This window comes from Bradyrhizobium glycinis, from assembly GCF_016031655.1.
Taxonomy (GTDB): domain Bacteria; phylum Pseudomonadota; class Alphaproteobacteria; order Rhizobiales; family Xanthobacteraceae; genus Bradyrhizobium; species Bradyrhizobium glycinis.
Genome location: NZ_JACCHQ010000001.1, coordinates 498467 through 520075, shown reverse-complemented (window position 1 = coordinate 520075; position 21609 = coordinate 498467). Strand labels below are relative to the sequence as shown.

Here is a 21609-nt window from a genome sequence, read left to right as displayed (position 1 = left end):
CTGTCTTCCTTCTCCCCTTGTGGGAGAAGGTGGCGCGCAGCGCCGGATGAGGGGTCTGTCTCCGCGTATTCAATTGAGAGTGAGACTCGCGGAGAGAACCCCTCACCCGTCTCGCCGCTATCGCGGCGAGCCACCCTCTCCCACAAGGGGAGAGAGTAAAGCGCCCTTCTCCGCCAGCCGGAACCGCAGCGTGAACTCCGCACCGCCGCCGGGGAGATTTTCCACCGCGACCGTGGCGGCGTGATCATCGGCCACGGCGCGCACGATCGACAGTCCCAGCCCCGCGCCGTCGCTGCGCCGGCGGTCGGCGCGCCAGAAGCGCTGGAAGATCAGCTCGCGCTCAGCCTCCGCGATGCCGGGGCCGGAATCGCGCACGCGCACCAAACCGTCCTCCCCCACCTCGACCTCGACGGTGGTGCCCTCGGCCGTGAACTTGATGGCGTTTTCGGCAAGATTGAACACCGCACGCTGCAGCATCTCCGAATTGCCGTGGATCAGGACCGGCGTATCGGTGCCCTTCAGCGCAATGTCCTTGCGTTGCGCGATCGCGAACGGGGCGATCGAGCCGACCACCTCCGCACAGACGCCGCGCAAATCCGCGGTCTCGCCGGGATCGAGCACCAGGGTGTCGAGCTCGGCGATCTCCAGCAGTTGGGCGACGATCCGGCTCATGGCCTCGATGTCGGCATGCAGCGCCTGCCGTTCGGCGCCGTCGCCGAGCGTCTCGATCCGCGTGCGCAGGATTGCGAGCGGCGTGCGCAATTGATGCGCGGCATCCGCCGTGAACTGCCGCTGCACGCGAAAGCCGGCCTCGAGGCGGTCGAGCGCGTGGTTTACGGCGGTGACCAGCGGCACGATCTCACGCGGAATCCGCGCGGTCGGCAGCCGGATGTCGGTGCGCGCGGGGCCGATATTGCTGGCCTCCTGCGATGCCTTCCATAGCGGCGCGATCGCGCGGCGGAAGATGACGATGTCGGTAGCAAGCAGGACCAGGAGGATGGGGATGGTGATCCACCCGACCCGCCGGAAGAAGTTCGAGATGATGTCGTCGATGATGACGTCGCGGTGCGCGAGGTCCTCGGCAACCTGGATGCGCACTGTCCTGCCGGCAATGTCCCGGGTGACGCCCGCGCCCGAGATGGTCTCGGACAAACGTGGCGCCGCCGCAGCGGCGGAGCGCCGGTGCGAGGAGAACAGCAATCTTCCGTCGGAATCGCGAATGTCGAACTGGTAGCGGCCGTAAGCGTCCGAATAAAGCCCCTTGAGGCTATCCGGCAGGTTGAAGGTCAACGTGCCGTCCGGCTGCGCGACAATGCGCTCCGCCAGCACCTCGGCCTGCGCACGCATGGCATCGCGATGCAGCTGGTCGATCTCGGAGTTGAGCAGCCAGAACAACACCAGCGGCAGGAAGATCGCGACCACCGCGACCGCGACGATGTGCAGGAACACGATGCGCGAGATCAGCGATTTGAAGGTCAGCGATCCGGCACGGCCCGCGGCGGGCACGCTATTTCTCCTCGGTCATGAGATAGCCGACGCCACGGATGGTATGGATCACGACCTTAGCGCCGTGCTCTGCCAGCTGCTTGCGCAACCGCGACACATAGACCTCGACCGCGTTGGAGGCGACGTCGCCTTCGAGACCGAAGATGTGGTCCTCGACGTTCTTCTTCGGCACCACCCGCCCCTGCCGGCGCAGCAGGATCTCGAGCACCGAGGTCTCGCGCGCGGAGATGATCCGCGGCTTGTCGTCGACAAAGATCTGCCGGCTCTCGGTGTCGTAGACGAGGTTGGCAAGAGTGAGCGAGCGGCCGAGCAACTGGCCGGGGCGGCGCAGGATGGCCTCCAGCCGCGCCACCAGCTCCTCCATCGCGAACGGCTTGGCAAGGTAGTCGTCGGCGCCGCTGCGCAGGCCGGTGACGCGGTCCTGCAAGCCGCCGCGCGCGGTCAGCACCAGCACCGGCAGCGGCTCCATCTTGAGGCGCAGTTCGCGCAGCACCGAAAGGCCGTCGCCGTCGGGCAGGCCGAGGTCGAGGATCATCGCGGCATAGTTCACGCTGCTCACCGCCTCGCGCGCCTCGGCCGCGCTGCCCACGATGTCGCTCTCATAGCCGGCCGTCGCCAGCCCGCCGGCAACGAGCCGCGCCAGCTCGGCATTGTCCTCGACGATCAGAAGGCGCATCCTAGTCCCCACGAAAACCTGAGGTCGCCGCACGGACCCGCGGCATCTTCGCTCTCTTCCACTATTCCGGCCGCGGCGGCTAGCGAAAAAGGTCCGATGGCCTTACGCTTGTCAGGTTGGTGTAAGCCCATCATCGCAGATGCCTGCGAACCATCCGGTTCGGACCAAAGGATGAGCGTCATGAGCAAACCTGTGAAGACTGAAAGGGAGCTCATCGCCATGGCGAAGGCCGAGTTGAAGGTTCATGCCGACTGCCCCGAAGGGATGATGATCTCGATCCTGCGCGACGGCAAATCCTGGGAATTTCGCGCCAGTGCGGATCGGGCCACCTCGGATCGGCCCGGCTATCCTGAATGCGTTGCGATGCTGGTCCAGATCGGCGATCACCTCAGCAAGCAGTACGACGTCGAGGGTTAGAGGGAGCTCGACGAACTGCGCATGTCGGATCTCGGAGTATCCGTTCGATAGCCATCGTCGGAGCCGCCGTGAGCCCAATCTAACGGCCGCTGCGGCGGATTGTCCATTTTTCGGTTGACCAGGAAATTGGCGACGGTAAAGCTGCCTTGCTTCACGCGCGGCCGGGACATCCACATGCCCCGGCGAAAACCGACAAGAATAACGGGCGGGAGCATCAGGAGGGTGAACTAGCTCCCGCGCAGATCTGAGGCTGCTGATGCAGCACCACGTTCCTGCTCGTTTGGGCTCAGCACTCAAGGAGCGGGGAAAAGTCTGCAATGCGCCTATTGTTGGCGGTAAGTACGGCGATCGACTGGCTGAACGAAAAGATCGGTAACGTCTGCAACATTCTGGTGCTCGCAGCCTGCCTGGTCAGCGCTGTGAATGCGATGATCCGCTACGCCTTCAGCTACAGCTCGAACAGCTGGCTCGAAACGCAGTGGTACATGTTCGCCGTCGTCGTGATGTTCGGCGCGTCCTACACCTTCAAGCGCAACGAGCACGTCCGCGTCGAGATCCTCTATCTCATGCTCTCCGAACGCGGCCAGCTGTGGCTGGACCTGATCGGGACATTGGTCTTCCTCGTGCCGGCCTGCCTGCTCCTCAGCTACCTGTCCTGGGCGATGTTCTACAACTCGTTCGTCATCGGCGAAATGTCCAACAATGCGGGCGGCCTCCTGCGCTGGCCGATCAAGTTTGTCCTGCCGGCCGGATTCTTCATGGTGGCTTTGCAAGGTGTCTCGGAGGTCATCAAGCGCGCCGCCGCCTTGCGCGGTGAAGTCACCATCGATGCGAAATACGAGCGGCCGACCCAATGATCACGATCGAAATGATGCCGCCGCTGATGTTCGGCGGACTTGTGCTGGCGATGCTGATCGGCTTTCCGGTCGCTTTCACGCTGGCCGCCCTCGGGCTTTCGTTCGGATTTCTCGCGATCCATTTGGGGTTTTTCGGGTTCAGCTTCCTCCAGGCGATCCCGGAGCGCATCTACGGCAGCGTTCTGGCCAACGAGCTGTTGCTGGCGATCCCATTCTTCACGTTCATGGGCGCGATCCTCGAACGATGCGGCCTCGCAGAGGACATGCTGGATTCGATGGGGCAGTTGTTTGGCCCCGTTCGCGGCGGTCTCGGCTATTCCGTGATCATCGTCGGCTTCATCCTCGGGGCCATCACAGGCACCGTGGCAGCGCAGGTGATCGCGATGGCGCTGATCTCGATGCCGGTCATGATCCGCTACGGCTACAACGTGCGCTACATCACCGGCGTGCTCGCGGCCTCCGGCACCATAACCCAGCTGGTGCCTCCTTCGCTCGTTCTGATCGTGCTCGCGGACCAGCTCGGCAAGTCGGTAGGCGACATGTATCTGGGGGCCTGGGGGCCATCGATCCTCCAGATCGCGCTGTTCGCGGGCTACACCTTCGTTCTGAGCATCGTCAAGCCGGGCCATGTTCCGGCGGTGCCCAAGGAAGCGAGGACGCTCAAGGGCTGGGCGCTCTGGCGCAAATGCCTTTTGGGCATCATTCCGTCCGCCGTTCTGATCTTCGTGGTGCTCGGCACGATGATGCTGGGCCTCGCAACGCCGACCGAAGCAGGCGCGATGGGCGCCGTCGGTGCGATCGTCCTCGCCGTCATCCATCACAAGGATTTCAGCTCGGCCGGTCACAGGATCTTGCTCGTCGGCGTTGCCGCTGCCGGAATCGGCACCATCATCGGCATCTACTTCACGCCGAATCTGCCGTTCAAGATCGCCTTTGCAATTGCCTATCTCGCGGTGGCCTGGGTCTGCATCGAGGCGATCAGGATCCCTGACCTGCGCACCCTGGTCAAGCAGGGCTATGAGACCACCATGCGCATCACCTGCATGGTGACCTTCATCCTGATCGGATCGACGTGTTTCTCGATCGTCTTTCTCGGCTGCAACGGTGGTGTCTGGCTGGAGCACATGCTGACGTCGCTGCCGGGCGGCGTCTGGGGCTTCCTCATCTTCATCAACCTGTTCATCTTCTTCATCGCCTTCTTCCTCGATTTCTTCGAGATCGCGTTCATCATCATCCCGATGATTGCGCCCATCGCGCAGAAGCTGCTTGCCCCCGTTGTGGGCGCAGACGCCGCCTTGATCTGGTTCGGCGTCATGCTTTGCGTCAACATGCAGACGTCTTTCCTGCATCCCCCCTTCGGCTTCGCCTTGTTCTACCTGCGCGGCGTGGCGCCGAAGGAGGTCAAGAGCTCGGACATCTACTGGGGCGCAATGCCCTGGATCGGCCTGCAGGCGATCATGGTCGCGGTCGTCATCGCCTTCCCGATCACGGTGACGGGACTGCTGGATGCGCCAGTGAAAGTGGACCTGGACAAGATCAAGATCGAGATCCCGGACGTCGAGCTGCCACCGCCACTCGATTTCGGCCAGCCGAAGAATTGATCGGCGAAACTTAGGGGCATACCGATCCAGGTCCTGCGCCCGCAACAGGCCCGATCCAGTTGAGGTGGGACGGTCGCCTCGCGCTTTGGCTAGCCCAAGCCGTCGGCCGGCATCGGTCCGGCATGGTGAAATCAGTAGGCATGACGGGCGTTCAATGACGAAGTTCAGATCCGCAATTGGGCCTGCGGCCGGTATGTCTATTGAGCGGTCCTTTGCGCGGCCTTCTCAATCCTTCTGGAAGAGAACAATCATCCTTGGCACCATCGTATCCCGAGACCCCGGTCGGCGCCTTTTGCGCCACGATCCGCGGACGTGGTTGCCGCAGCGCCTCGTCACTCGGTGCTTTGAGTGGGCGGCTCTTTTCGCGCAAGCCGGCGAACAGGCTCCTTGCCCAAGATCCCATCCCTGCGAAGGACGTGTATTTTCGCCAACCCTCCATGATCAGCACGCGCAATCGTCTTCAGGCAGCGGTCTGCTTCCGCGCGGCCTCCATTCTCCGGAATAGCTCCAGCCACCGCTGCTCTTTCGGAGAGAGCGGTAGTTCGGAATGTCGCCAAGCCGGTTTGCCGTCCAGCGGAAGCTGAGCATCCAAAAGTTCGAATTCGGTCGTCTCCTCAGGGGTAAGGCCTGCTAGGACTCGGCGACGTTTCTTATCAAGCGTGTACAAACGCGAGGTCAGCACGATCTCTCCGCTTGGCGCAACGATCGACGGAGAAACTATTGGCGTATTCCCTTTCACTGCAACACCCATCATCGTTCATCTCCCGGGCAACAAGCTTGGCCGGCAAAATTGTGCAATCGCGCAGGTCAGTTGCGAAGGAAGGCTGACTGCAGCCTCCCCTCGCCGAGCATTCACGCCGTTACACGTGGATGGCTCTGATGCAGTTGCCAGACTCGCAGAGCCGCAACAGCGGCGACGAGGATTCCGGCGATGACGTGGAGCGGTGTCACCGTTGCCTTGGCCGAGAAGTGCAGCACCCAGGGTGACACGGCGACCCAAACGCCGGCGGCTAGAGCTATCCACTCCTGCCATTCGGCGAAGATCGCCAGCGCCGCTACGGCCAGCGCAGCGATCAGGATGCCACTCAACCAGGCATTCCAGTTGGTGGGACTTTCAGCGGCGAACCCGAAGGCCCATGGCGAGATGAACAAACCGAGGCCGATCACAAGGTTGACCCCGTCGGCGATCATCTCCTTTTTCCAGATGGTGTTCATGTTGCAACTCCTTACATTGGCTCCTTTCCCTCACACTTTTTGCACAGACCAGTCCGGCGAGGGGCGAAAGCGAAACTTCCGCCCGCCCCGCGGTTACTTGCCGCTGATGGCGATCCGTTTCACCTTGTGCTGCGCAGTCGGTAACTTCGGCAGTGTCACGGTGAGCACGCCATTCTTGAATGACGCCTCGACCTTGTCCTGGTCGACATCCTCGACCGGGACGGAGCGCTCGAAGCGTCCGTAGTAGCGCTCGCTGAAGCGGCGCTCCTTGTCTTCTGTCTCGCTTCTTTTTTCGCCGCTGATGGTCAACACGCCATCCCTCAGTTCGACGTTGACGTCCTTCTCCTCGAGACCGGGGAGCTCGGCGATGACGTTGACTTCATTCTCGGTCTCATTGAGTTCGAGGTTCGGCCATCCGATCGCCTGGGAGCCAAACGGAGCGACGTCGAACGTGCGGAACGCATCGTCGAACAGCCGATTCATCTCGCGATGAAGCGCGAGAAACGGATTGGCTTCGCTGCGGTGCGTACTCAGATCGCGAGAGCCGTTATTCCGGGGAATGAGATCGCGTAGTGGCATAGCTTTCCTCCTTCCTGTTTCTTCATGCTCACTTGACAAAATTCAGCCGCGCGCGGCCGCGCCGCGCAAACGGTTCGACAGCACCGAGCGGAACTCCGTCAGGCCGTCTGCTTTCCTTCGATTTGCTTGTTGTCGTTGCCGGCGATTTCGATCGCGATACGACGTGGCTTCATCGCCTCCGGCACTTCCCGAACCAGAGCGATCTTCAGCATGCCGTTTTCGAACGTCGCATCCTTGACCTGGACATAGTCCGCCAGGTTGAAAACGCGGCGGAACGGCCGCAGGGAGATTCCCTGGTACAGGTAGTCTTGATCACCTTTGCTGGGCTCGCGCCCCTCAACCGTAAGGGTCGATTGCTCGGCGGTGATGGTGATCTCCTCCGGGCTGAAGCCCGCCAGTGCCAGCGTGATCTGGTACTGGTTCTCACCGGTACGCGCGATGTCGTACGGCGGATGATCGTCGTCCGCTTTCGCTGCGTCGTTGACGAGGTCGAACAGACGATCGAAGCCGACGCTCGAGCGCCAGAACGGGGGCATTTCGTAAGTTCTCATAACCACATCCTCCTTGGAGCAACATGGATAGGAGCAACACCGGTCTTCCGGCGACCTTGACCGGACCCTGATGGCGTCCGGCGCCACACATGTGGCACCCAAGACCTAGAGCGGCGCGGGTTGTTTTCAAGAGCGCAATACGCGTTCGAATTGCATTTTTGCCCTCCCGGACCGGCTTCGGCCGATTGTGCGCTTCGCATCACCGCCGCTGCGGACGGCCCCCTTGGCGCTGCAACCACCCCATACTGGGGCCCCCGTCGATAATCGACCGCCGGCAAGGCCATTGTCGAATTCACCGCCCGCTGATCGCCACCCACAGGAGCCCGGCACAGCTCTTATTTCTCGAAGGAACAATTCGGAAGATACGACATTTTGTGAGCGCCGCTGGCATCGCTTGGGCGCCGCTTCTGGGCCCAGGCGCATGCTCGGTTAGCTCAGCCACTTTGCTCTGAAGGAGGAATTGGAAATGAGCACCTTGTCCGCCCGATCGAATCTGCCCGCGATCCAATCGGAAGGCGGGCTCTGCCGGTACCTGACCGCCATTCGCAAGTACCCGCTGTTGGACGCCGCCGATGAAGCAATGTACGCGCGGCGCTGGCGCGAGCATGGTGATCGCGAGGCGGCCTATCGCTTGGTTACAAGCCACCTTCGACTGGCCGCCAAGCTGGCGCTGCGGTATCGCGGCTATGGTCTTCCCGTCGCTGACCTGATCTCGGAGGCGAATGTCGGCTTGATGCTGGCGGTGAAACGCTTCCAACCCGACAAAGGCGTTCGGCTTGCGACCTATGCGATGTGGTGGATCAAGGCGACGATCCACGAATATATTCTGAGGTCCTGGTCGTTGGTGAAGATGGGCACGACCGCCGCCCAGAAAAAGCTGTTCTTCAACTTGCGAAGACTAAAGAGCCGAATCTCTGCGAGCGACGACGTCGATCTGTCGCCGGAGCAGGCCGAATATATCGCCGGCGAACTAAAAGTAGCCTCGTGTGAGGTCGTCGAGATGAACGGCAGGATGCGGGGCGACACTTCGCTCAACCTGCCCACGACGCGGGAAGACGGGTCCGAGGAAATCCAGGAGTGGCTCGTCGATCCGGCGCCCGATCCCGAAACGCTGCTGGCTGAGCTGGAGGATCGCAACAGGCTGAGCAGCGCGCTGAACGACGCGCTCGCTGTCCTTAACCCCCGCGAGCGCCATATCGTCGGAGCGCGATTCCTGGCCGAACAGCCGAAGACCCTAGAGGAGCTTGCCGGCAGTTTCGGCGTGTCGCGCGAGCGGGTCCGGCAGATCGAGGTTCGCGCACTACAAAAGATCCGCAGCGCGATGCGCTCCCGTTTGCATGGATCTCCGCGCCTTCGCGATCGTGGCTGACGCAGCGATGTCGATGAGGCGGTGCGGGCCATTCCCGGATTGCTGGCGCTCGACCGCAAAGCCGTACGCGCCCGGTTCGAGGAACGTTTTTCCTCCGCCCGCATGGCGACGGAGTATACCCGGATCGACCAAGGCATGCTTCGCAGCCTTACGGCCAGCTCCGCCTATCGGCACTCGCTGCGCGTTCGGCCGCCCTCCGCGGACCCCCCTAGGGAAGCGCCGCCCACGGCCGTGTAAGAGGATAGTTGAAGGGACGGACCTACCGCACTGCGGAAAGCCGGCAGGGGCGCCGCTCGGTCCTGGAGTGTCACGACAATTCGTCGCGGAAACCTCTCCGGCGATGTCGAAAAAATTTTCGTAGACCCTCTTGACCTCATCTTTGCCGCGCCTAGGTCGATTTTGCCGGCGGCCGGTTCCGCCCCGGTTTTTATGACATCGCTGAATTGTAGGGGAGGATGTGCATGCATTTCCGTCCATTGCATGATCGCGTGCTGGTGCGACGCATCGATGCCGAGGAGAGGACTGCTGGCGGCATCATCATTCCGGACACCGCCAAGGAAAAGCCGCAGGAGGGCGAGGTGATCGCCGCCGGGCCCGGTGGCCGCAACGAACAGGGCCAGCTGGTGCCGCTCGATGTGAAGGTCGGCGACCGGGTGCTGTTCGGCAATGGTCCGGCACGGAGGTGAAGATCGACGGCAAAGAACTTCTCATCATGAAGGAGAGCGATTTGCTGGGCGTGGTCGAGAAGACCGCCGCGACGAAGAAGGCCGCGTGAAGCGCTGACACTCATTGAAGGGGAAAGGAGAGAACGTCATGGCTGCCAAGGACGTCAAATTCTCGACGGAAGCCCGCGACCGCATGCTGCGCGGCGTCGATACGCTGGCAAACGCCGTCAAGGTGACACTCGGACCGAAAGGCCGCAACGTGGTGCTGGAGAAATCGTTCGGGGCGCCGCGCATCACCAAGGACGGTGTCACCGTGGCCAAGGAGATCGAGCTCGAAGACAAGTTCGAGAACATGGGCGCACAGATGGTGCGCGAGGTGGCGTCCAAGACCAGCGACATCGCCGGCGATGGCACGACGACTGCGACCGTGCTGGCGCAATCGATCGTCAAGGAAGGCGCCAAGTCGGTTGCCGCGGGCATGAATCCGATGGACCTCAAGCGCGGCATCGACCTCGCAGTCGAGGCGATCGTCAATGACCTCAAATCGCACGCCAAGAAGGTCACGGCGAACGACGAGATCGCCCAGGTCGCGACGATCTCCGCGAATGGCGACACCGAGATCGGCCGCTTCCTCGCCGAGGCTATGAAGAAGGTCGGCAACGAAGGCGTCATCACGGTGGAGGAGGCAAAGAGCCTCAACACGGAGTTGGAGGTGGTCGAGGGCATGCAGTTCGATCGCGGCTATGTGTCGCCCTATTTCGTCACCAATGCCGAAAAGATGCGGGCGGAACTCGAAGACCCCTACATCCTGATTCACGAGAAAAAGCTGTCCGCACTGCAATCGATGCTGCCGCTGCTCGAATCGGTGGTGCAGTCGGGCAAGCCGCTGCTGATCATCGCCGAAGACATCGAAGGCGAGGCGCTGGCGACACTGGTCGTGAACAAGCTGCGCGGCGGGCTGAAGATCGCGGCCGTCAAGGCGCCGGGCTTCGGCGATCGCCGCAAGGCGATGCTGGAGGACATCGCGATCCTCACCGGCGGCACGATGATCGCCGAAGATCTCGGCATCAAGCTCGAGAACGTCACGCTCAACATGCTCGGCCGGGCCAAGAAGGTGGTAATCGACAAGGAGAACACGACCATCGTCAATGGCGCCGGCGCCAAGAAGGACATCGAGGCGCGCGTTGCCCAGATCAAGCTGCAGATCGAGGAGACCACCTCGGACTACGATCGCGAGAAGTTGCAGGAGCGGCTTGCCAAGCTCGCCGGCGGCGTGGCCGTAATCCGGGTCGGCGGCGCCACTGAAGTCGAGGTCAAGGAGCGCAAGGATCGTGTCGACGACGCGATGCATGCGACCCGCGCCGCGGTGGAAGAAGGCATCCTGCCGGGCGGCGGGGTGGCGCTGTTGCGTGCGCTCAAGGCGCTTGAACACGTCAAGACCGCCAACGCCGACCAAAAGGCGGGGGTCGATATCGTGCGCCGGGCGATCCAGATGCCGGCCCGCCAGATCGTCGAGAATGCCGGCGAGGACGGTTCGTTGGTGGTCGGCAAGCTGATCGAGAAGAGCGACTACAATTGGGGCTTTAACGCCGCGACTGGCGAGTACCAGGATCTGGTGCGGGCCGGCGTGATCGACCCGGCCAAGGTGGTTCGCACAGCCTTGCAGGATGCCGCGTCTATCGCCGCCCTTCTGATCACCACCGAAGCGCTCGTCGCCGAGAAACCGAAGAAGGCAGAAGCCCCAGCCGCGCCGCAGATGGATTTTTAGCCTGGCAAGTAACGGACCAACGCCACGAACCAGGAAAGGACAGATCGACGTTACCAGGAGCTGTCAGATGAGCAGAGATCGTCAGCAAAGGCTGCGTAGAAACGGAGCGGCGGCCGTGCACAGGCTGATGTTCACCCTCAGCTGCGCCACGATCGCCTGGATCAGTCTTTTTCGAACGATAGGAGGATGAGATGGTCACCGATCAAATCATCATCTCCGCTCGGGCGGAGAAATCCCGGGTAATGCTCGCGCAACGCCTAGTCCGCCGGATACTCGAGACGTCCATCGCTGCGATCCTCCTGCTGCCGTCGCTGGCAACCTGGGGAATGGATCGTGTGCCGGGCAAACTCCTTCCGGCCGACGCGTTCGAAAAGAAGATCGCGCTCCCACCGATTCCTCATCTTGAGTCGATGCCATGGATGAACTGGAACGATAGCGTGAATGCCAAGGTCGATACCTTGATGCCGGCGCATACGCCTTCATACTGGTTCATGGTGGCACCGCGCGAGCTTCCAGCGTCGTCGTTTGGCTCTTGAACCCGAAGATCCCCGGCGTTGGTGAACTCCGCGGCCGGGATTGCTTGCAGCCTCGACGCTATGATCACTGGCTGCAGCGGCCCTGAAACGCCCGCCTGCGGAATGAGATCGCATGCTTGCCTTGAGCCCCGCCGAGAACTCACGGGGACGGCTCGGGCGACTGCCGGCGCCCCCGCCAATTGCGTCCGTGTAGCAGGCCGACAACCCTCCTTGGCCGCGATTGGAATTAAATACTAGACTAAATTCTAGGACAGAGCTGCGTCTGGAGGAACCCGATGTCGTATTTTCCACCCGGACAGGACCGGGACTTTCGCATCTGCAAGGTCCTCGCGGACGTTTTTTGCGCGATCTTGCTCGGGACCTTCGCCGTCGTCTTTTTCGGCTGGCTCGGCGGCATTGCCGCCTTCGTCATCCTCGAAGCTGGCCTGGTCGGAGTCGATTGGCTCATTCAGAGCAGCGATGACGCGGCCGGCGTCGTTCGCTAACGGTTTAGACCAACCCCGGCCGCCGTCAGCCCGGCTTGATCCAGTGCTCCCGAAAGGCCGTTCTCAATTCGCCAGCTGGTCGCTCGTCACTCCCAGCTCTGCGTCGGCCTGACTTGCAGGTAAATCCATGTAAGCGATCAGCCGATCGAACTGGCTCGCCGTGAAGTCGTACCTCCGCCCCTCGATCCGATTGTAGAAATGATCGCCGGCCGGCAGCGGTGTCTTCAGCAGCTCGCCGCCGAAGAGCTCGTGGATCAGCAACGCCGTGACGTTGCATTGTCCCGCGGCCGGATTGTCCGCCACCAGCTGGCTGTTGTCCGTGCTCCCAGTCGCGCTATCTTCTCCGGTCTAGCCATTGGTCGAGCTGTTCCAACCATCCCCACATCGCCAGCGTCCGCGGTCGGTTTTTGGCTGACCACTCCAGGACGGCCTGGAGCGAACGCTCAGCACCCTCCGGGTCAGATTCCATCAGGATCTTCAGCAATCGCTTGCCCAGCTCGGTGTATCGTTCGGACACCAGAGCATAAAAGATCACCAATATCGCCGGGACAATCAACGCCAGAGGACCTGGCCACGAGACGTTCTGAACAAGGAATATCGAGCACGCGACCAAGGCCAAGGCGAAGCCCGAAACGATCAGGCCCTCAACCTGCTTGCCGTGGTGTCTGATCGCCAGGGTCGTATAGTAATCGAGATCGGCGAATCCCTGGGTCCTGACGTCGGCACGCATCATGGCGAAAATCATACTTCTGGTTTCTTGAAGGTGCTTGGGCAACGCATTGTCCAGGCCCTGCAGGGGACCGTCGTCGTAGACCGGCCCGACATTGTCGGCAGTTCGAAAGAAGCCGGCCCTGGCCAGGTCGTGCGTTGCCTCCAGGGCGAAATGATCGGCTGCGACTTCGGCTTGAAGGGTTTCCTCATGATAGCAGAACATTGAGGCCCAACAGGCGAATGCGATGATCAACGGCAAAAGCAGCCAGTGCACCGGATGCGCAAACGCCACGACCAGGGCGGCGGTCGAGATGTAACCGAAGGAATTGCGGGGAGCGAACGCAATTGCTCGCGTGTGAAGGCCGCCGACATGACCGAATTCATGCAGCAATGGGTAGTACCGATATGGATTCCCGAGCATTTGATCGGGGCCGGAATGGAATGCAATGATCGCGCGATCTTTCCTCACCGGCACGGCAACCGGCACGCCCAGTGTGGGGACGACGATGAGCGATACCGAGACCGACTCGCCGTTCGACCAGATATCCTCTGTCTGCGATCCGGGAAAATAGTCCGTCGGTTCACACACCCGAATTTGGGACTCGCGCTCAATCCGCCCGATCAACCAATTTACGAGGTGATATGCAGCGCTCGCGTTCGCGGTCTCGCGAACGAGCCACCACATGCAAACGCAGGACACTGCAACGAGCGCCGCCAAGCTCCATTGAGCGTTGAGAGCTGCAGCTGGCAGAAGGATCAGCAGCGCCGGCTGCCTGACCAGCGGTCGAATCCAATTCAGGACGTGGTATGCTCTACCGTTGATCGATTGAAGAACGCGCCGGAGCGACATTGCTAAGGCAGAGCAAGCTTGACCGCGTTCTCAATCGCAGCGCGATCGTATGTCACCACTATGTTCTCTTGAACGAGGCGCTCCACGACTGCATCGGCAATCTCCGTAACGCTTGGTTTCTTCTCGGGAGTCAACGCCTTCTTGATATTCAGCGTATTGCTTACAACTGATACGACTGCCGAAACGACGGGTAGCCATTTCACCACTTCTTCCACCAGAGGCCACAAGTTCAGCTCCAGTGCAGGACCGCCGCTTCCTGACGTCGGGTTGTTTCCTTTGACGAGGTCGTTGATCGTCGCATCACTCAACGCTGCAGCATCCGGCCGCGTCCGCAGAAGCAGTTCTCTCACCGCCAGTTCGTGCTCTGAAAGGCTCGCCATGAATTCGTCCTCAGGTTGTAAAGCCATAGCATACCCGATCTCCGGGTCGGTCTACTACCCAGAGATTTTGCTTGCCAGGTCATTTTGATGTCACGGACGACAACGTTCGACGTGACGCGCCTTCGCTTCGAAGAGGATTTATTTCCCAACTGTCGCCACTGGCAGGCGATTGATCGCGACCTGCCGGTCAAACCGATCCCTGGCGCGCCGTGAAGTCGTATCTCTTGCCTTCGATCCGATTTGTAATAATGGTCGCTGGCCGGCAGGGCGTCTTCAGGCGGTCGCCGCCGAAGAGCTCATGAATGAGCAGCAATGAGCAGCGCAGTGACGTTGCACTGCCCGGCCGCGGGATTGTCCGCCGTCCATTGACTGGCTGTCGCCAGCGACCAAGCCTGGCGCAATGCGCTCTGAATTCGATCGGGATCGAAGCTCATCGGATCCCCTAGGCCGGGCATCGAGCCGAAATTCGGATTATGCGATCATAGGCTTCTACCACTGTTTTGCCCGACGCAACAAGTGAGTTCGGCAATTCAGCAAAGCTCGCGCTAGGCCGCCAAGTCATTGATAAACCTGTCCCCGTCTACTGTGCATGGGGTTGTTTTCCAGGTTTTTGTTTGGACGCGGTCCCGCATGTCAACGACAGCGCCCCGGAGCCTTCGCTCCGGGGCGCTGCATGCGATGGACCGGGCGATCAGCTCTGCGAGCGCCGCGCCATGAAGATGTCGTAGCCGACCTCGGCGACCTGGAACCAGGAGTAGCCGTCGCTCGTGAACTTGGCGAGCGAGTCGTGCACCTTCTTGAAGTTCGGGTTGGTCGCAGCGACTTCGGCGTGCAGCTCCTTGGCGGCCTTGTAGCAGGCATCCATGATCGCGGGCGAGAAGGCGTGCAGCTTGGTGCCGCCCGCCAGCAGCTTCTTCAGCGCCAGCGGATTGGCGTTGTCGTAGCGCGCCATCATGTAATTGTTGGCGTAGTGGCCGGCCTGCTCCAGCACGCTCTGGTAATATTTCGGCAGCGCGTTCCATTTGTCGAGGTTGACGAATGCCATCAGCATCGGTCCGCCTTCCCACCAGCCGGGATAATAATAGTGCGGCGCGATCTTGTAGAAGCCGAGCTTCTCGTCGTCATAGGGCCCGACCCATTCGGCGGCGTCGATCGTGCCCTTCTCCAGCGCCGGATAGATATCGCCGCCGGCAAGCTGCTGCGGCACCACGCCGAGCTTCTGGAGCACGCGGCCGGTGAAGCCGCCGATGCGGAACTTCATGCCTTTGAGATCGTCGGGCGTGTTGACCTCTTTCCTGAACCAGCCGCCCATCTGGCAGCCAGTGTTGCCCGCGAGCAGCGAGACGACGTTGTAGCCCTTGTAGAACTCGTTGAGCACGTCGCGGCCGCCGCCCAGCATGTACCAGGCCTGGTTGATGCGCATGTTGGGACCGAACGGCACGGCCGAGCCGAAGGTGAAGGTCGGGTCCTTGCCGAAATAATAATAGGACGCGGTGTGGCCGATCTCGCAGGTGCCGTTCTGCACGGCGTCGAGCACCTGCAGGCCCGGCACGATTTCGCCGGCCGCGAAGATCTGGATCTGGAATTTGTTGTCGGTGGCCTCGGCGACCATCTTGCACATCATCTCGGCGCCGCCAAACAGCGTGTCGAGCGATTTCGGCCAGCTCGTCGGCATGCGCCATTTGATTTCCGGCATCGACTGCGCGATCGCGGGCGCCGCGAGCGTGGCGGCGCCGGCCGCACCAAGTCCTGTGACCTTGATGAAGTCTCTTCTCTTCATGATTTCCTACCCTGATGGATCTGATTGTGGAGCCTTTCTTGCCGAGGCTTGCCGACAGAATGGAACATCACGGGACCGAATGCCATCCCGATCGCACTGCGGCAAAGAAAAAGCCCAGCCTCGCGAGCGAGGCCGGGCTTTCCGGTCTTCCGACTTCAGCCGTAGATCAGCCGCGGGTGCGCGCGCGGATCATGAAGGTGTCGTAGGTGTATTCGGCGACCTGCCACCAGAGGTATTCGTCGGAGCGGTAGGCCTGCATGGCGTCGATCGACTTCTTGAAGTCGGCGTTCTTGGCCGAGACCTCAGCCCACAATTCGTTGGTCGCCTTGAGGCAGGCTTCCAGCACCTCGTTGGTGAACGGACGAAGCTGGGTGCCGCCGGCGACCAGGCGCTTCAGCGCCGCCGGGTTCTGCATGTCGTAGCGCGCGGCCATCCAGCTGTTGGCGTTCGCCGTCGCATTGGTGAGGATCGCCTGGTAGCTCTTCGGCAGCGAATTGAACTTTTCCAGGTTGGCGAAGGCGTGGACGGTCGGACCGCCCTCCCAGAAGCCCGGATAATAGTAGTACTTGGCAACCTTGGCGAAGCCGAGCTTCTCGTCATCGTAGGGGCCGACCCACTCGGCCGCGTCGATGGTGCCCTTCTCCAGCGCGGGATAGATGTCGCCGCCGGCGAGCTGCTGGGGCACGACGCCGACCTTCTGCAGCACCTGGCCGGCGATGCCTCCGATGCGCATCTTGAGGCCGGAGAGGTCGGCAACAGTCTTGATCTCCTTGCGGAACCAGCCGCCCATCTGGGTACCGGTGTTGCCGCAGGGGAAGCCGATCACGTTCGACTTCTTGAAGAACTCGTTGGCGAGTTCGTTGCCGCCGCCCTGATACAGCCACGAATTCTGCTGGCGCGCATTGAGGCCGAACGGCACCGAGGCGAAGATCGCGAACGTGGGGTCCTTGCCGACGTAATAGTACGAGACGGTGTGGCACATATCGACCGTGCCGTTCGAGGTCGCATCGAGCGCCTGGAGGCCGGGGACGATTTCGCCGGCGGCGAACACCTGAATCTGGAACTTGTTGTCAGTCATCTCGGCGACGTACTTCGCCACCTGCTCGGCGCCGCCATAGATGGTGTCGAGCGACTTCGGGAAGCTCGAAGTCAGGCGCCACTTCACCTCGGGCGAGGATTGTGCGATCGCCGGCGAGGCCACCGCGGTCGCCGCCGCGCCTGCTGCCGACACTTTGAGAAAATCACGACGCTTCATCTTCAGGTCTCTCCTTGCTGGGGCGTTTCCCCTTGGCTTCTCTTATGCCGCCGCGCTTTCCGGCGACGCGTTGAGGTCGCGTCGAACCGAAGGGGCTTGACTGCCGTGGGCCTTTAACACGGCCAGCCCGGTTTCGGAACGCGACAATGGCATAACGGGACTCTACGAAAGTCGCATGTCCCCGGAGCTTGCTGCGGCGACCGGTCAGGCCGCGCCAATGACGCCCTTGAGCTGGTCCCGGACCTGGCCGGCGATGGCGCGGTAGATCGCCGCATGAGGGCCGTCCGGCTCGCTGTCGACCACGGGATTGCCGGCGTCCGAGGTGGCGCGAATCGCCATGTGCAGGGGGACCTCGCCGAGGAATGGCACCCCGAGCTTCTCGGCCTCATGTCGGGCGCCGCCATGGCCGAAAATGTCGGACCGCGTGCCGCAATGCGGACATTGGAAGTAGCTCATGTTCTCCACAATCCCGAGCACAGGCACATTGACCTTCTTGAACATGACAAGCCCCCGCCGCGCGTCGATCAGGGACAGGTCCTGCGGGGTCGAGACGATCACGGCGCCCTTGAGCGGCACGTTCTGCGCCAGCGTGAGCTGGGCATCGCCGGTGCCCGGGGGCATGTCGACGACCAGCACGTCGAGCTTGCCCCATTCAACGTCGCGCAGCATCTGCGTCACGGCCGACATCACCATCGGGCCGCGCCAGATCATCGCGGTCTCCTCCTCGACCAGGAAGCCGATCGACATGATGGCGAGCCCGAAGCGCCGAAGCGGAATCATCTTGCGCTCGTCGTTCAGCTCCGGCTTGTCGCGCAGGCCCGTCAGGCGCGGCACCGAGGGGCCGTAGATATCGGCATCGAGCAGCCCGACCTTGAGGCCGAGGTCGCGCAGGCCGAGCGCCAGATTGAGCGCCGTGGTCGACTTGCCGACGCCGCCCTTGCCGGAGGCGACCGCGATCACGGCGGCTACGCCGGGAATTTCCGATTGCCGCGCCATCGGCGACCCAGCGCCCTGCGGCGGTTTGTGGGCATGGGCAGGCTGCACGCCGGGCGCGCCGCGGCTCGGCTGCGGGGGTGGCGGCGGCGCGGAGCCCGGCTTGCGCTCGGCGGTCAGCGCCACCATGACGGTGGTGACGCCGGGAATGCTGCGCACGGCGGCCTCCGCTTCGGCCCGGACGGATTCCCAGGCCCTTGCCTCGGCGGCGTCGACATTGATCGAGAAGAACACCTTGCCATCAGACGCGCTGATCGCGCTCAGCACATTGGCCTGGGGAAGCGCGACCCCGCGGGGCGACTTGACCCCCTTGAGGCTGTCGAGAACCTGTTGCTGCGTCACGCTCAAAGCGCATCTCCTGGAGTTGAGGATGCCCCATTAGAGCGGAAACGCCCAAAAGGCTACTGTCTGCCGATATCGTCCGCCTTTTCGGCCGGCGCCGCCCCCTGCTCCCGGGCGGCCTCGTAGTTCAGCTCGATCATGACCCCGTTGGGGTCGTGGACGAAGATCTGCCAGAGATCGCCGCCGGGCACCTGGCGGGACTCGAACTTCATCCCCTTTGACGCCAGCCGCTGTTTCATGCCGTCAAAGCCGCGGCTGATGAAGGCCACGTGGTGGACAACGCCGGAATCCGGCTTTTGTGGCTCGTCGGTCGGAGAAATGTCGACGAGATGCACCACCGGCCTCCCCTCGCTGTACATCCAGGCGCCCGGGAAGGCGAAGTTCGGCCGCGCGCCTTTTTCCAGGCCCAGCACGTCTTCGTAGAAGCGGACGGTCTCGGCCAGATTCCGGGTCCGGATGTTGAAGTGATCGAGGACGCCCACGCTCACGCCGCCCATGCTTCTCGCTCCCTTGTTTTGAAGTCCTTGGGTCGCCAGCCTAGCACAGGAGCCCGCCAAACGAAGCCGTTGCCCTCTGGCCTCAAGGGTTTATGGTGCGCCTCCGGTCCGCCCTCACCGCGGAACCCAGGCGTCCCCCGCCTGGCAAGAACCGTAAACCCGAACTACGGACAAGGTACCACAATGGCTAAAGTCGCTTTCCTCGGTCTTGGCGTGATGGGCTTCCCCATGGCCGGACACCTCGTGAAAAAAGGGGGCCATGAGGTCACCGTCTACAACCGCACCGCGGCCAAGGCGAAGGAATGGGCGGACAAGTTCGGCGGCAAGACCGCACCGACGCCGAAGGCCGCCGCCGAGGGTCAGGATTTCGTGATGTGCTGCGTCGGCAACGACAACGATCTGCGCGCGGTCACGATCGGCCCCGACGGCGCCTTCGCCGGCATGAAGAAGGGTGCGACCTTCGTCGACCACACCACCGCCTCTGCCGAGGTCGCCCGTGAGCTCGATGCCGCTGCCACCAAGGCCGGCTTCAAATTCGTCGACGCCCCTGTCTCCGGCGGCCAGGCCGGCGCCGAGAACGGCGTGCTGACGGTGATGTGCGGCGGCGCACAGGAGGCCTATTCCGGCGCCGAGCCGATCATCACGGGCGCCTATGCCCGGATGTGCAAGCTGCTCGGGCCCGCCGGAAGCGGCCAGCTGACCAAGATGGTCAATCAGATCTGTATCGCCGGTCTGGTGCAGGGCCTCTCCGAGGGCATCCATTTCGCCAAGAAGAGCGGCCTCGACGTCGCCGCGGTGATCGAGACCATCTCGAAAGGGGCGGCGCAGTCCTGGCAAATGGAAAACCGCTACAAGACCATGAACGAGGGCAAGTACGATTTCGGCTTCGCCGTCGAATGGATGCGCAAGGACCTCTCGATCTCGCTGGCCGAAGCCCGCCGCAACGGCGCCAATCTGCCGGTGACCGCGCTGGTCGATCAGTTCTATTCGGAGGTCGAGAAGATGGGCGGCAAGCGCTGGGATACGTCGAGCCTGCTTGCGCGCCTGCAGCGCTGAGGAACGCCTCGACGGTCGCGGCCGGGCAGTGCGACCGTCACCAGCCTCTGCACGGTGCCTGCGCCGCGACGAGGCCGCATCGAGCTGAAGAACGAATTCCGGGGGATTGATTTGCTGAGCGTGATAGCCGCCGTTTTCATCGTCGCGTATGCCGCCATCGCGCTCGAACATCCGCTCGGCATCAACAAGAGCGCTTCGGCCCTGCTGGGAGCAGGCCTGCTCTGGACCATCTACGCGCTATCCGTCGGCGACGCCTCGCTCGTCAACCACCAGCTCGACGAATCCGTCGCCTCGACCGCGCAGATCGTCTTCTTCCTGATCGGCGCCATGACGATCGTCGAGGTCATCGACGCCCATAACGGCTTCGAGGTCATCACCTCGGTCATCCGCACCACGAAGCAGACCACGTTGATGTGGATCATCGGCTTCGTGACGTTCTTCCTGAGTGCGATCCTCGACAATCTCACGACCACGATCGTCATGATCTCGCTGATCCAGAAGTTGATCGGCAGCAAGAGCGATCGCCTGCTGTTTGCATCCATCATCGTGATTGCCGCCAATGCCGGCGGTGCCTGGACCGTGATCGGCGACGTCACGACGACCATGCTCTGGATCGGAGGCCAGATCACTCCCGTCAACATCATGAAGTCGGTGTTCCTGCCGTCACTGCTGAACTTGTTGATACCGCTGCTCATCATCGGCTTTTCGCTCAAGGGCAAGGACATCGTCCCGCCGCCGCAAGGGTCGGTGCAGGCGCTCAAGGTCGAGCTGTTCGAACGCAATCTGATGTTCTATCTCGGCCTCGGCACCTTGGTTGCCGTTCCAGTCTTCAAGGCCTTAACCCACCTCGCCCCTTTCATGGGCGTCCTGTTCGGGCTTGGCATTCTCTGGCTGGTCGGCGAGATCGTCCACCGCCACAAGGACGAGGATGTGCGCCGTCCCCTCACCCTCGTCCATGCGCTGACGCGCATCGACATGAGTTCGATCGTGTTCTTCGTCGGCATCCTCATGGCCGTGGCGTGCCTGGAACATGCCCGTGTCCTGGAACTGCTGGCAAAGTGGCTCGGCGCCACCGTCGGCCGTCTCGACATCATCGTCATCCTGCTCGGGCTCCTGAGCGCCGTTATCGACAACGTGCCGCTCGTCGCGGCGACGATGGGCATGTACAATCTGGTGCAGTACCCCCCGGATAGCTTCATCTGGGAGTTCATCGCCTATTGCGCCGGCACCGGCGGCTCAATCCTGATCATCGGCTCGGCCGCGGGCGTCGCCGCTATGGGCCTCGAGAAGATCGAGTTCTTCTGGTACGCCCGCCGCATCGCAGGCCCCGCGCTCGTGGGCTATCTGGCGGGAGCGATGGTCTACATCGCGCAGCACGCAGCGCTGCATTGAACGGAACCGGCGAGGTCTAAATTAACGCCGCGTTAACGTAATTCTTTAGCTCCTTAAGTCAGCTCTTAAGGATTTCTTGCCAGAGATAGACAATGCAGAAAGCCCGCGTCCGGCGTGGGCAGGAATCC

At 62.2% G+C, this 21609-nt stretch carries 23 protein-coding genes and 1 pseudogene; 10 read left to right on the top strand and 14 right to left on the bottom strand.

From position 1 onward, the window contains the following. Positions 1-117: 117 nt before the first annotated feature. A complete protein-coding gene (locus HZZ16_RS02440) occupies positions 118-1506 on the bottom strand; it encodes a sensor histidine kinase (protein WP_197946907.1) in 1389 nt (462 codons plus the stop codon). A 1-nt stretch (position 1507) separates the two neighbouring features. Further along, positions 1508-2182, bottom strand: coding sequence for a response regulator (locus HZZ16_RS02435; RefSeq protein WP_197946906.1), 675 nt, complete (start codon positions 2180-2182; stop codon positions 1508-1510). 180 nt (positions 2183-2362) lie between these two features. Between HZZ16_RS02435 and HZZ16_RS02430 the strand changes: the two genes are divergently transcribed. From HZZ16_RS02430 to HZZ16_RS02420, 3 genes are all read left to right on the top strand, one after another. Beyond that, positions 2363-2599 (top strand): hypothetical protein, encoded by a 237-nt coding sequence (locus HZZ16_RS02430; RefSeq protein ID WP_197946905.1) that lies wholly within the window; start codon positions 2363-2365, stop codon positions 2597-2599. A gap of 317 nt (positions 2600-2916) precedes the next feature. Further along, positions 2917-3456 carry a TRAP transporter small permease subunit gene (locus HZZ16_RS02425; protein WP_197946904.1) on the top strand — a complete coding sequence of 180 codons (540 nt, stop codon included), beginning with the start codon at positions 2917-2919 and terminating at the stop codon, positions 3454-3456. Continuing rightward, positions 3453-5057: a TRAP transporter large permease gene (locus HZZ16_RS02420; RefSeq protein WP_197946903.1), complete on the top strand. Its 1605-nt coding sequence runs from the start codon at positions 3453-3455 to the stop codon at positions 5055-5057. Before HZZ16_RS02425 ends, HZZ16_RS02420 begins: the two co-directional genes overlap by 4 nt. A gap of 460 nt (positions 5058-5517) precedes the next feature. Here HZZ16_RS02420 and HZZ16_RS02415 read toward each other — a convergent pair whose 3' ends face one another. The 4 genes from HZZ16_RS02415 to HZZ16_RS02400 all read right to left on the bottom strand — a co-directional run bounded on the left by HZZ16_RS02415 (position 5518) and on the right by HZZ16_RS02400 (position 7402). After that, entirely contained in the window at positions 5518-5811 is a 294-nt protein-coding gene (locus tag HZZ16_RS02415; protein ID WP_197946902.1) for a hypothetical protein, read from the bottom strand. Between the two features lie 98 nt (positions 5812-5909). Beyond that, positions 5910-6272: an SPW repeat protein gene (locus tag HZZ16_RS02410; protein WP_197946901.1), complete on the bottom strand. Its 363-nt coding sequence runs from the start codon at positions 6270-6272 to the stop codon at positions 5910-5912. 93 nt (positions 6273-6365) lie between these two features. Then, positions 6366-6851: an Hsp20/alpha crystallin family protein gene (locus HZZ16_RS02405; protein ID WP_197947262.1), complete on the bottom strand. Its 486-nt coding sequence runs from the start codon at positions 6849-6851 to the stop codon at positions 6366-6368. A gap of 98 nt (positions 6852-6949) precedes the next feature. Then, positions 6950-7402 (bottom strand): Hsp20 family protein, encoded by a 453-nt coding sequence (locus HZZ16_RS02400; RefSeq protein WP_197946900.1) that lies wholly within the window; start codon positions 7400-7402, stop codon positions 6950-6952. Between the two features lie 466 nt (positions 7403-7868). Between HZZ16_RS02400 and rpoH the strand changes: the two genes are divergently transcribed. The 5 genes and pseudogenes from rpoH (at position 7869) to HZZ16_RS02375 (ending at position 12225) form a co-directional block, all read left to right on the top strand. Further along, complete coding sequence (gene rpoH / locus HZZ16_RS02395) at positions 7869-8771, top strand: RNA polymerase sigma factor RpoH (RefSeq protein WP_197946899.1); 903 nt, start codon at positions 7869-7871, stop codon at positions 8769-8771. 461 nt (positions 8772-9232) lie between these two features. Next, positions 9233-9546: pseudogene (groES, locus tag HZZ16_RS02390) on the top strand (co-chaperone GroES). 38 nt (positions 9547-9584) lie between these two features. After that, the gene (gene groL, locus HZZ16_RS02385) at positions 9585-11204 is read left to right on the top strand and encodes a chaperonin GroEL (RefSeq protein WP_197946898.1); all 1620 of its coding nucleotides are present in this window, start codon (positions 9585-9587) and stop codon (positions 11202-11204) included. A gap of 191 nt (positions 11205-11395) precedes the next feature. After that, the gene (locus tag HZZ16_RS02380) at positions 11396-11740 is read left to right on the top strand and encodes a hypothetical protein (RefSeq protein ID WP_197946897.1); all 345 of its coding nucleotides are present in this window, start codon (positions 11396-11398) and stop codon (positions 11738-11740) included. A gap of 275 nt (positions 11741-12015) precedes the next feature. Further along, positions 12016-12225: a hypothetical protein gene (locus tag HZZ16_RS02375; protein ID WP_197946896.1), complete on the top strand. Its 210-nt coding sequence runs from the start codon at positions 12016-12018 to the stop codon at positions 12223-12225. 63 nt (positions 12226-12288) lie between these two features. Here the strand turns inward: HZZ16_RS02375 and HZZ16_RS02370 are convergent, their stop codons facing one another. The 8 genes from HZZ16_RS02370 to HZZ16_RS02335 form a co-directional block, all read right to left on the bottom strand. Then, entirely contained in the window at positions 12289-12528 is a 240-nt protein-coding gene (locus HZZ16_RS02370) for a YunG family protein (protein WP_246509918.1), read from the bottom strand. A 31-nt stretch (positions 12529-12559) separates the two neighbouring features. Then, positions 12560-13621, bottom strand: a complete 1062-nt coding sequence (locus HZZ16_RS02365) for a hypothetical protein (RefSeq protein WP_197946895.1) — start codon at positions 13619-13621, stop codon at positions 12560-12562. A 167-nt stretch (positions 13622-13788) separates the two neighbouring features. After that, on the bottom strand, positions 13789-14166 hold the full coding sequence (locus tag HZZ16_RS02360; protein ID WP_197946894.1) for a hypothetical protein: 378 nt from the start codon (positions 14164-14166) through the stop codon (positions 13789-13791). 296 nt (positions 14167-14462) lie between these two features. Then, entirely contained in the window at positions 14463-14600 is a 138-nt protein-coding gene (locus HZZ16_RS38560) for a YunG family protein (protein ID WP_446479840.1), read from the bottom strand. A 257-nt stretch (positions 14601-14857) separates the two neighbouring features. Beyond that, positions 14858-15946, bottom strand: a complete 1089-nt coding sequence (locus HZZ16_RS02350) for a TRAP transporter substrate-binding protein (protein ID WP_197946893.1) — start codon at positions 15944-15946, stop codon at positions 14858-14860. Positions 15947-16112: 166 nt separating this feature from the next. Then, positions 16113-17201: a TRAP transporter substrate-binding protein gene (locus tag HZZ16_RS02345; protein ID WP_197946892.1), complete on the bottom strand. Its 1089-nt coding sequence runs from the start codon at positions 17199-17201 to the stop codon at positions 16113-16115. Between the two features lie 204 nt (positions 17202-17405). Next, on the bottom strand, positions 17406-18542 hold the full coding sequence (locus HZZ16_RS02340) for an Mrp/NBP35 family ATP-binding protein (RefSeq protein ID WP_197946891.1): 1137 nt from the start codon (positions 18540-18542) through the stop codon (positions 17406-17408). Between the two features lie 53 nt (positions 18543-18595). Next, on the bottom strand, positions 18596-19033 hold the full coding sequence (locus tag HZZ16_RS02335; RefSeq protein ID WP_197946890.1) for a VOC family protein: 438 nt from the start codon (positions 19031-19033) through the stop codon (positions 18596-18598). A 183-nt stretch (positions 19034-19216) separates the two neighbouring features. Here HZZ16_RS02335 and HZZ16_RS02330 point away from each other — a divergent pair, with 183 nt between their 5' ends. Together HZZ16_RS02330 and nhaD are read left to right on the top strand one after the other, a co-directional pair. Next, positions 19217-20089 (top strand): NAD(P)-dependent oxidoreductase, encoded by an 873-nt coding sequence (locus HZZ16_RS02330; RefSeq protein ID WP_197946889.1) that lies wholly within the window; start codon positions 19217-19219, stop codon positions 20087-20089. Positions 20090-20200: 111 nt separating this feature from the next. Beyond that, the gene (gene nhaD / locus HZZ16_RS02325) at positions 20201-21481 is read left to right on the top strand and encodes a sodium:proton antiporter NhaD (protein ID WP_197946888.1); all 1281 of its coding nucleotides are present in this window, start codon (positions 20201-20203) and stop codon (positions 21479-21481) included. The last annotated feature ends 128 nt before the right edge of the window (positions 21482-21609 follow it).

Bases quoted from the DNA above. Each gene is read 5' to 3' on its own strand.
- HZZ16_RS02435 (WP_197946906.1), bottom strand. From the start codon at position 2,182: ATGCGCCTTCTGATCGTCGAGGACAATGCCGAGCTGGCGCGGCTCGTT.
- HZZ16_RS02430 (WP_197946905.1), top strand. From the start codon at position 2,363: ATGAGCAAACCTGTGAAGACTGAAAGGGAGCTCATCGCCATGGCGAAG.
- HZZ16_RS02425 (WP_197946904.1), top strand. From the start codon at position 2,917: ATGCGCCTATTGTTGGCGGTAAGTACGGCGATCGACTGGCTGAACGAA.
- HZZ16_RS02420 (WP_197946903.1), top strand. From the start codon at position 3,453: ATGATCACGATCGAAATGATGCCGCCGCTGATGTTCGGCGGACTTGTG.
- HZZ16_RS02415 (WP_197946902.1), bottom strand. From the start codon at position 5,811: ATGATGGGTGTTGCAGTGAAAGGGAATACGCCAATAGTTTCTCCGTCG.
- HZZ16_RS02410 (WP_197946901.1), bottom strand. From the start codon at position 6,272: ATGAACACCATCTGGAAAAAGGAGATGATCGCCGACGGGGTCAACCTT.
- HZZ16_RS02405 (WP_197947262.1), bottom strand. From the start codon at position 6,851: ATGCCACTACGCGATCTCATTCCCCGGAATAACGGCTCTCGCGATCTG.
- HZZ16_RS02400 (WP_197946900.1), bottom strand. From the start codon at position 7,402: ATGAGAACTTACGAAATGCCCCCGTTCTGGCGCTCGAGCGTCGGCTTC.
- rpoH (WP_197946899.1), top strand. From the start codon at position 7,869: ATGAGCACCTTGTCCGCCCGATCGAATCTGCCCGCGATCCAATCGGAA.
- groL (WP_197946898.1), top strand. From the start codon at position 9,585: ATGGCTGCCAAGGACGTCAAATTCTCGACGGAAGCCCGCGACCGCATG.
- HZZ16_RS02380 (WP_197946897.1), top strand. From the start codon at position 11,396: ATGGTCACCGATCAAATCATCATCTCCGCTCGGGCGGAGAAATCCCGG.
- HZZ16_RS02375 (WP_197946896.1), top strand. From the start codon at position 12,016: ATGTCGTATTTTCCACCCGGACAGGACCGGGACTTTCGCATCTGCAAG.
- HZZ16_RS02365 (WP_197946895.1), bottom strand. From the start codon at position 13,621: ATGTGGTGGCTCGTTCGCGAGACCGCGAACGCGAGCGCTGCATATCAC.
- HZZ16_RS02360 (WP_197946894.1), bottom strand. From the start codon at position 14,166: ATGGCGAGCCTTTCAGAGCACGAACTGGCGGTGAGAGAACTGCTTCTG.
- HZZ16_RS38560 (WP_446479840.1), bottom strand. From the start codon at position 14,600: ATGAGCTTCGATCCCGATCGAATTCAGAGCGCATTGCGCCAGGCTTGG.
- HZZ16_RS02350 (WP_197946893.1), bottom strand. From the start codon at position 15,946: ATGAAGAGAAGAGACTTCATCAAGGTCACAGGACTTGGTGCGGCCGGC.
- HZZ16_RS02345 (WP_197946892.1), bottom strand. From the start codon at position 17,201: ATGAAGCGTCGTGATTTTCTCAAAGTGTCGGCAGCAGGCGCGGCGGCG.
- HZZ16_RS02335 (WP_197946890.1), bottom strand. From the start codon at position 19,033: ATGGGCGGCGTGAGCGTGGGCGTCCTCGATCACTTCAACATCCGGACC.
- HZZ16_RS02330 (WP_197946889.1), top strand. From the start codon at position 19,217: ATGGCTAAAGTCGCTTTCCTCGGTCTTGGCGTGATGGGCTTCCCCATG.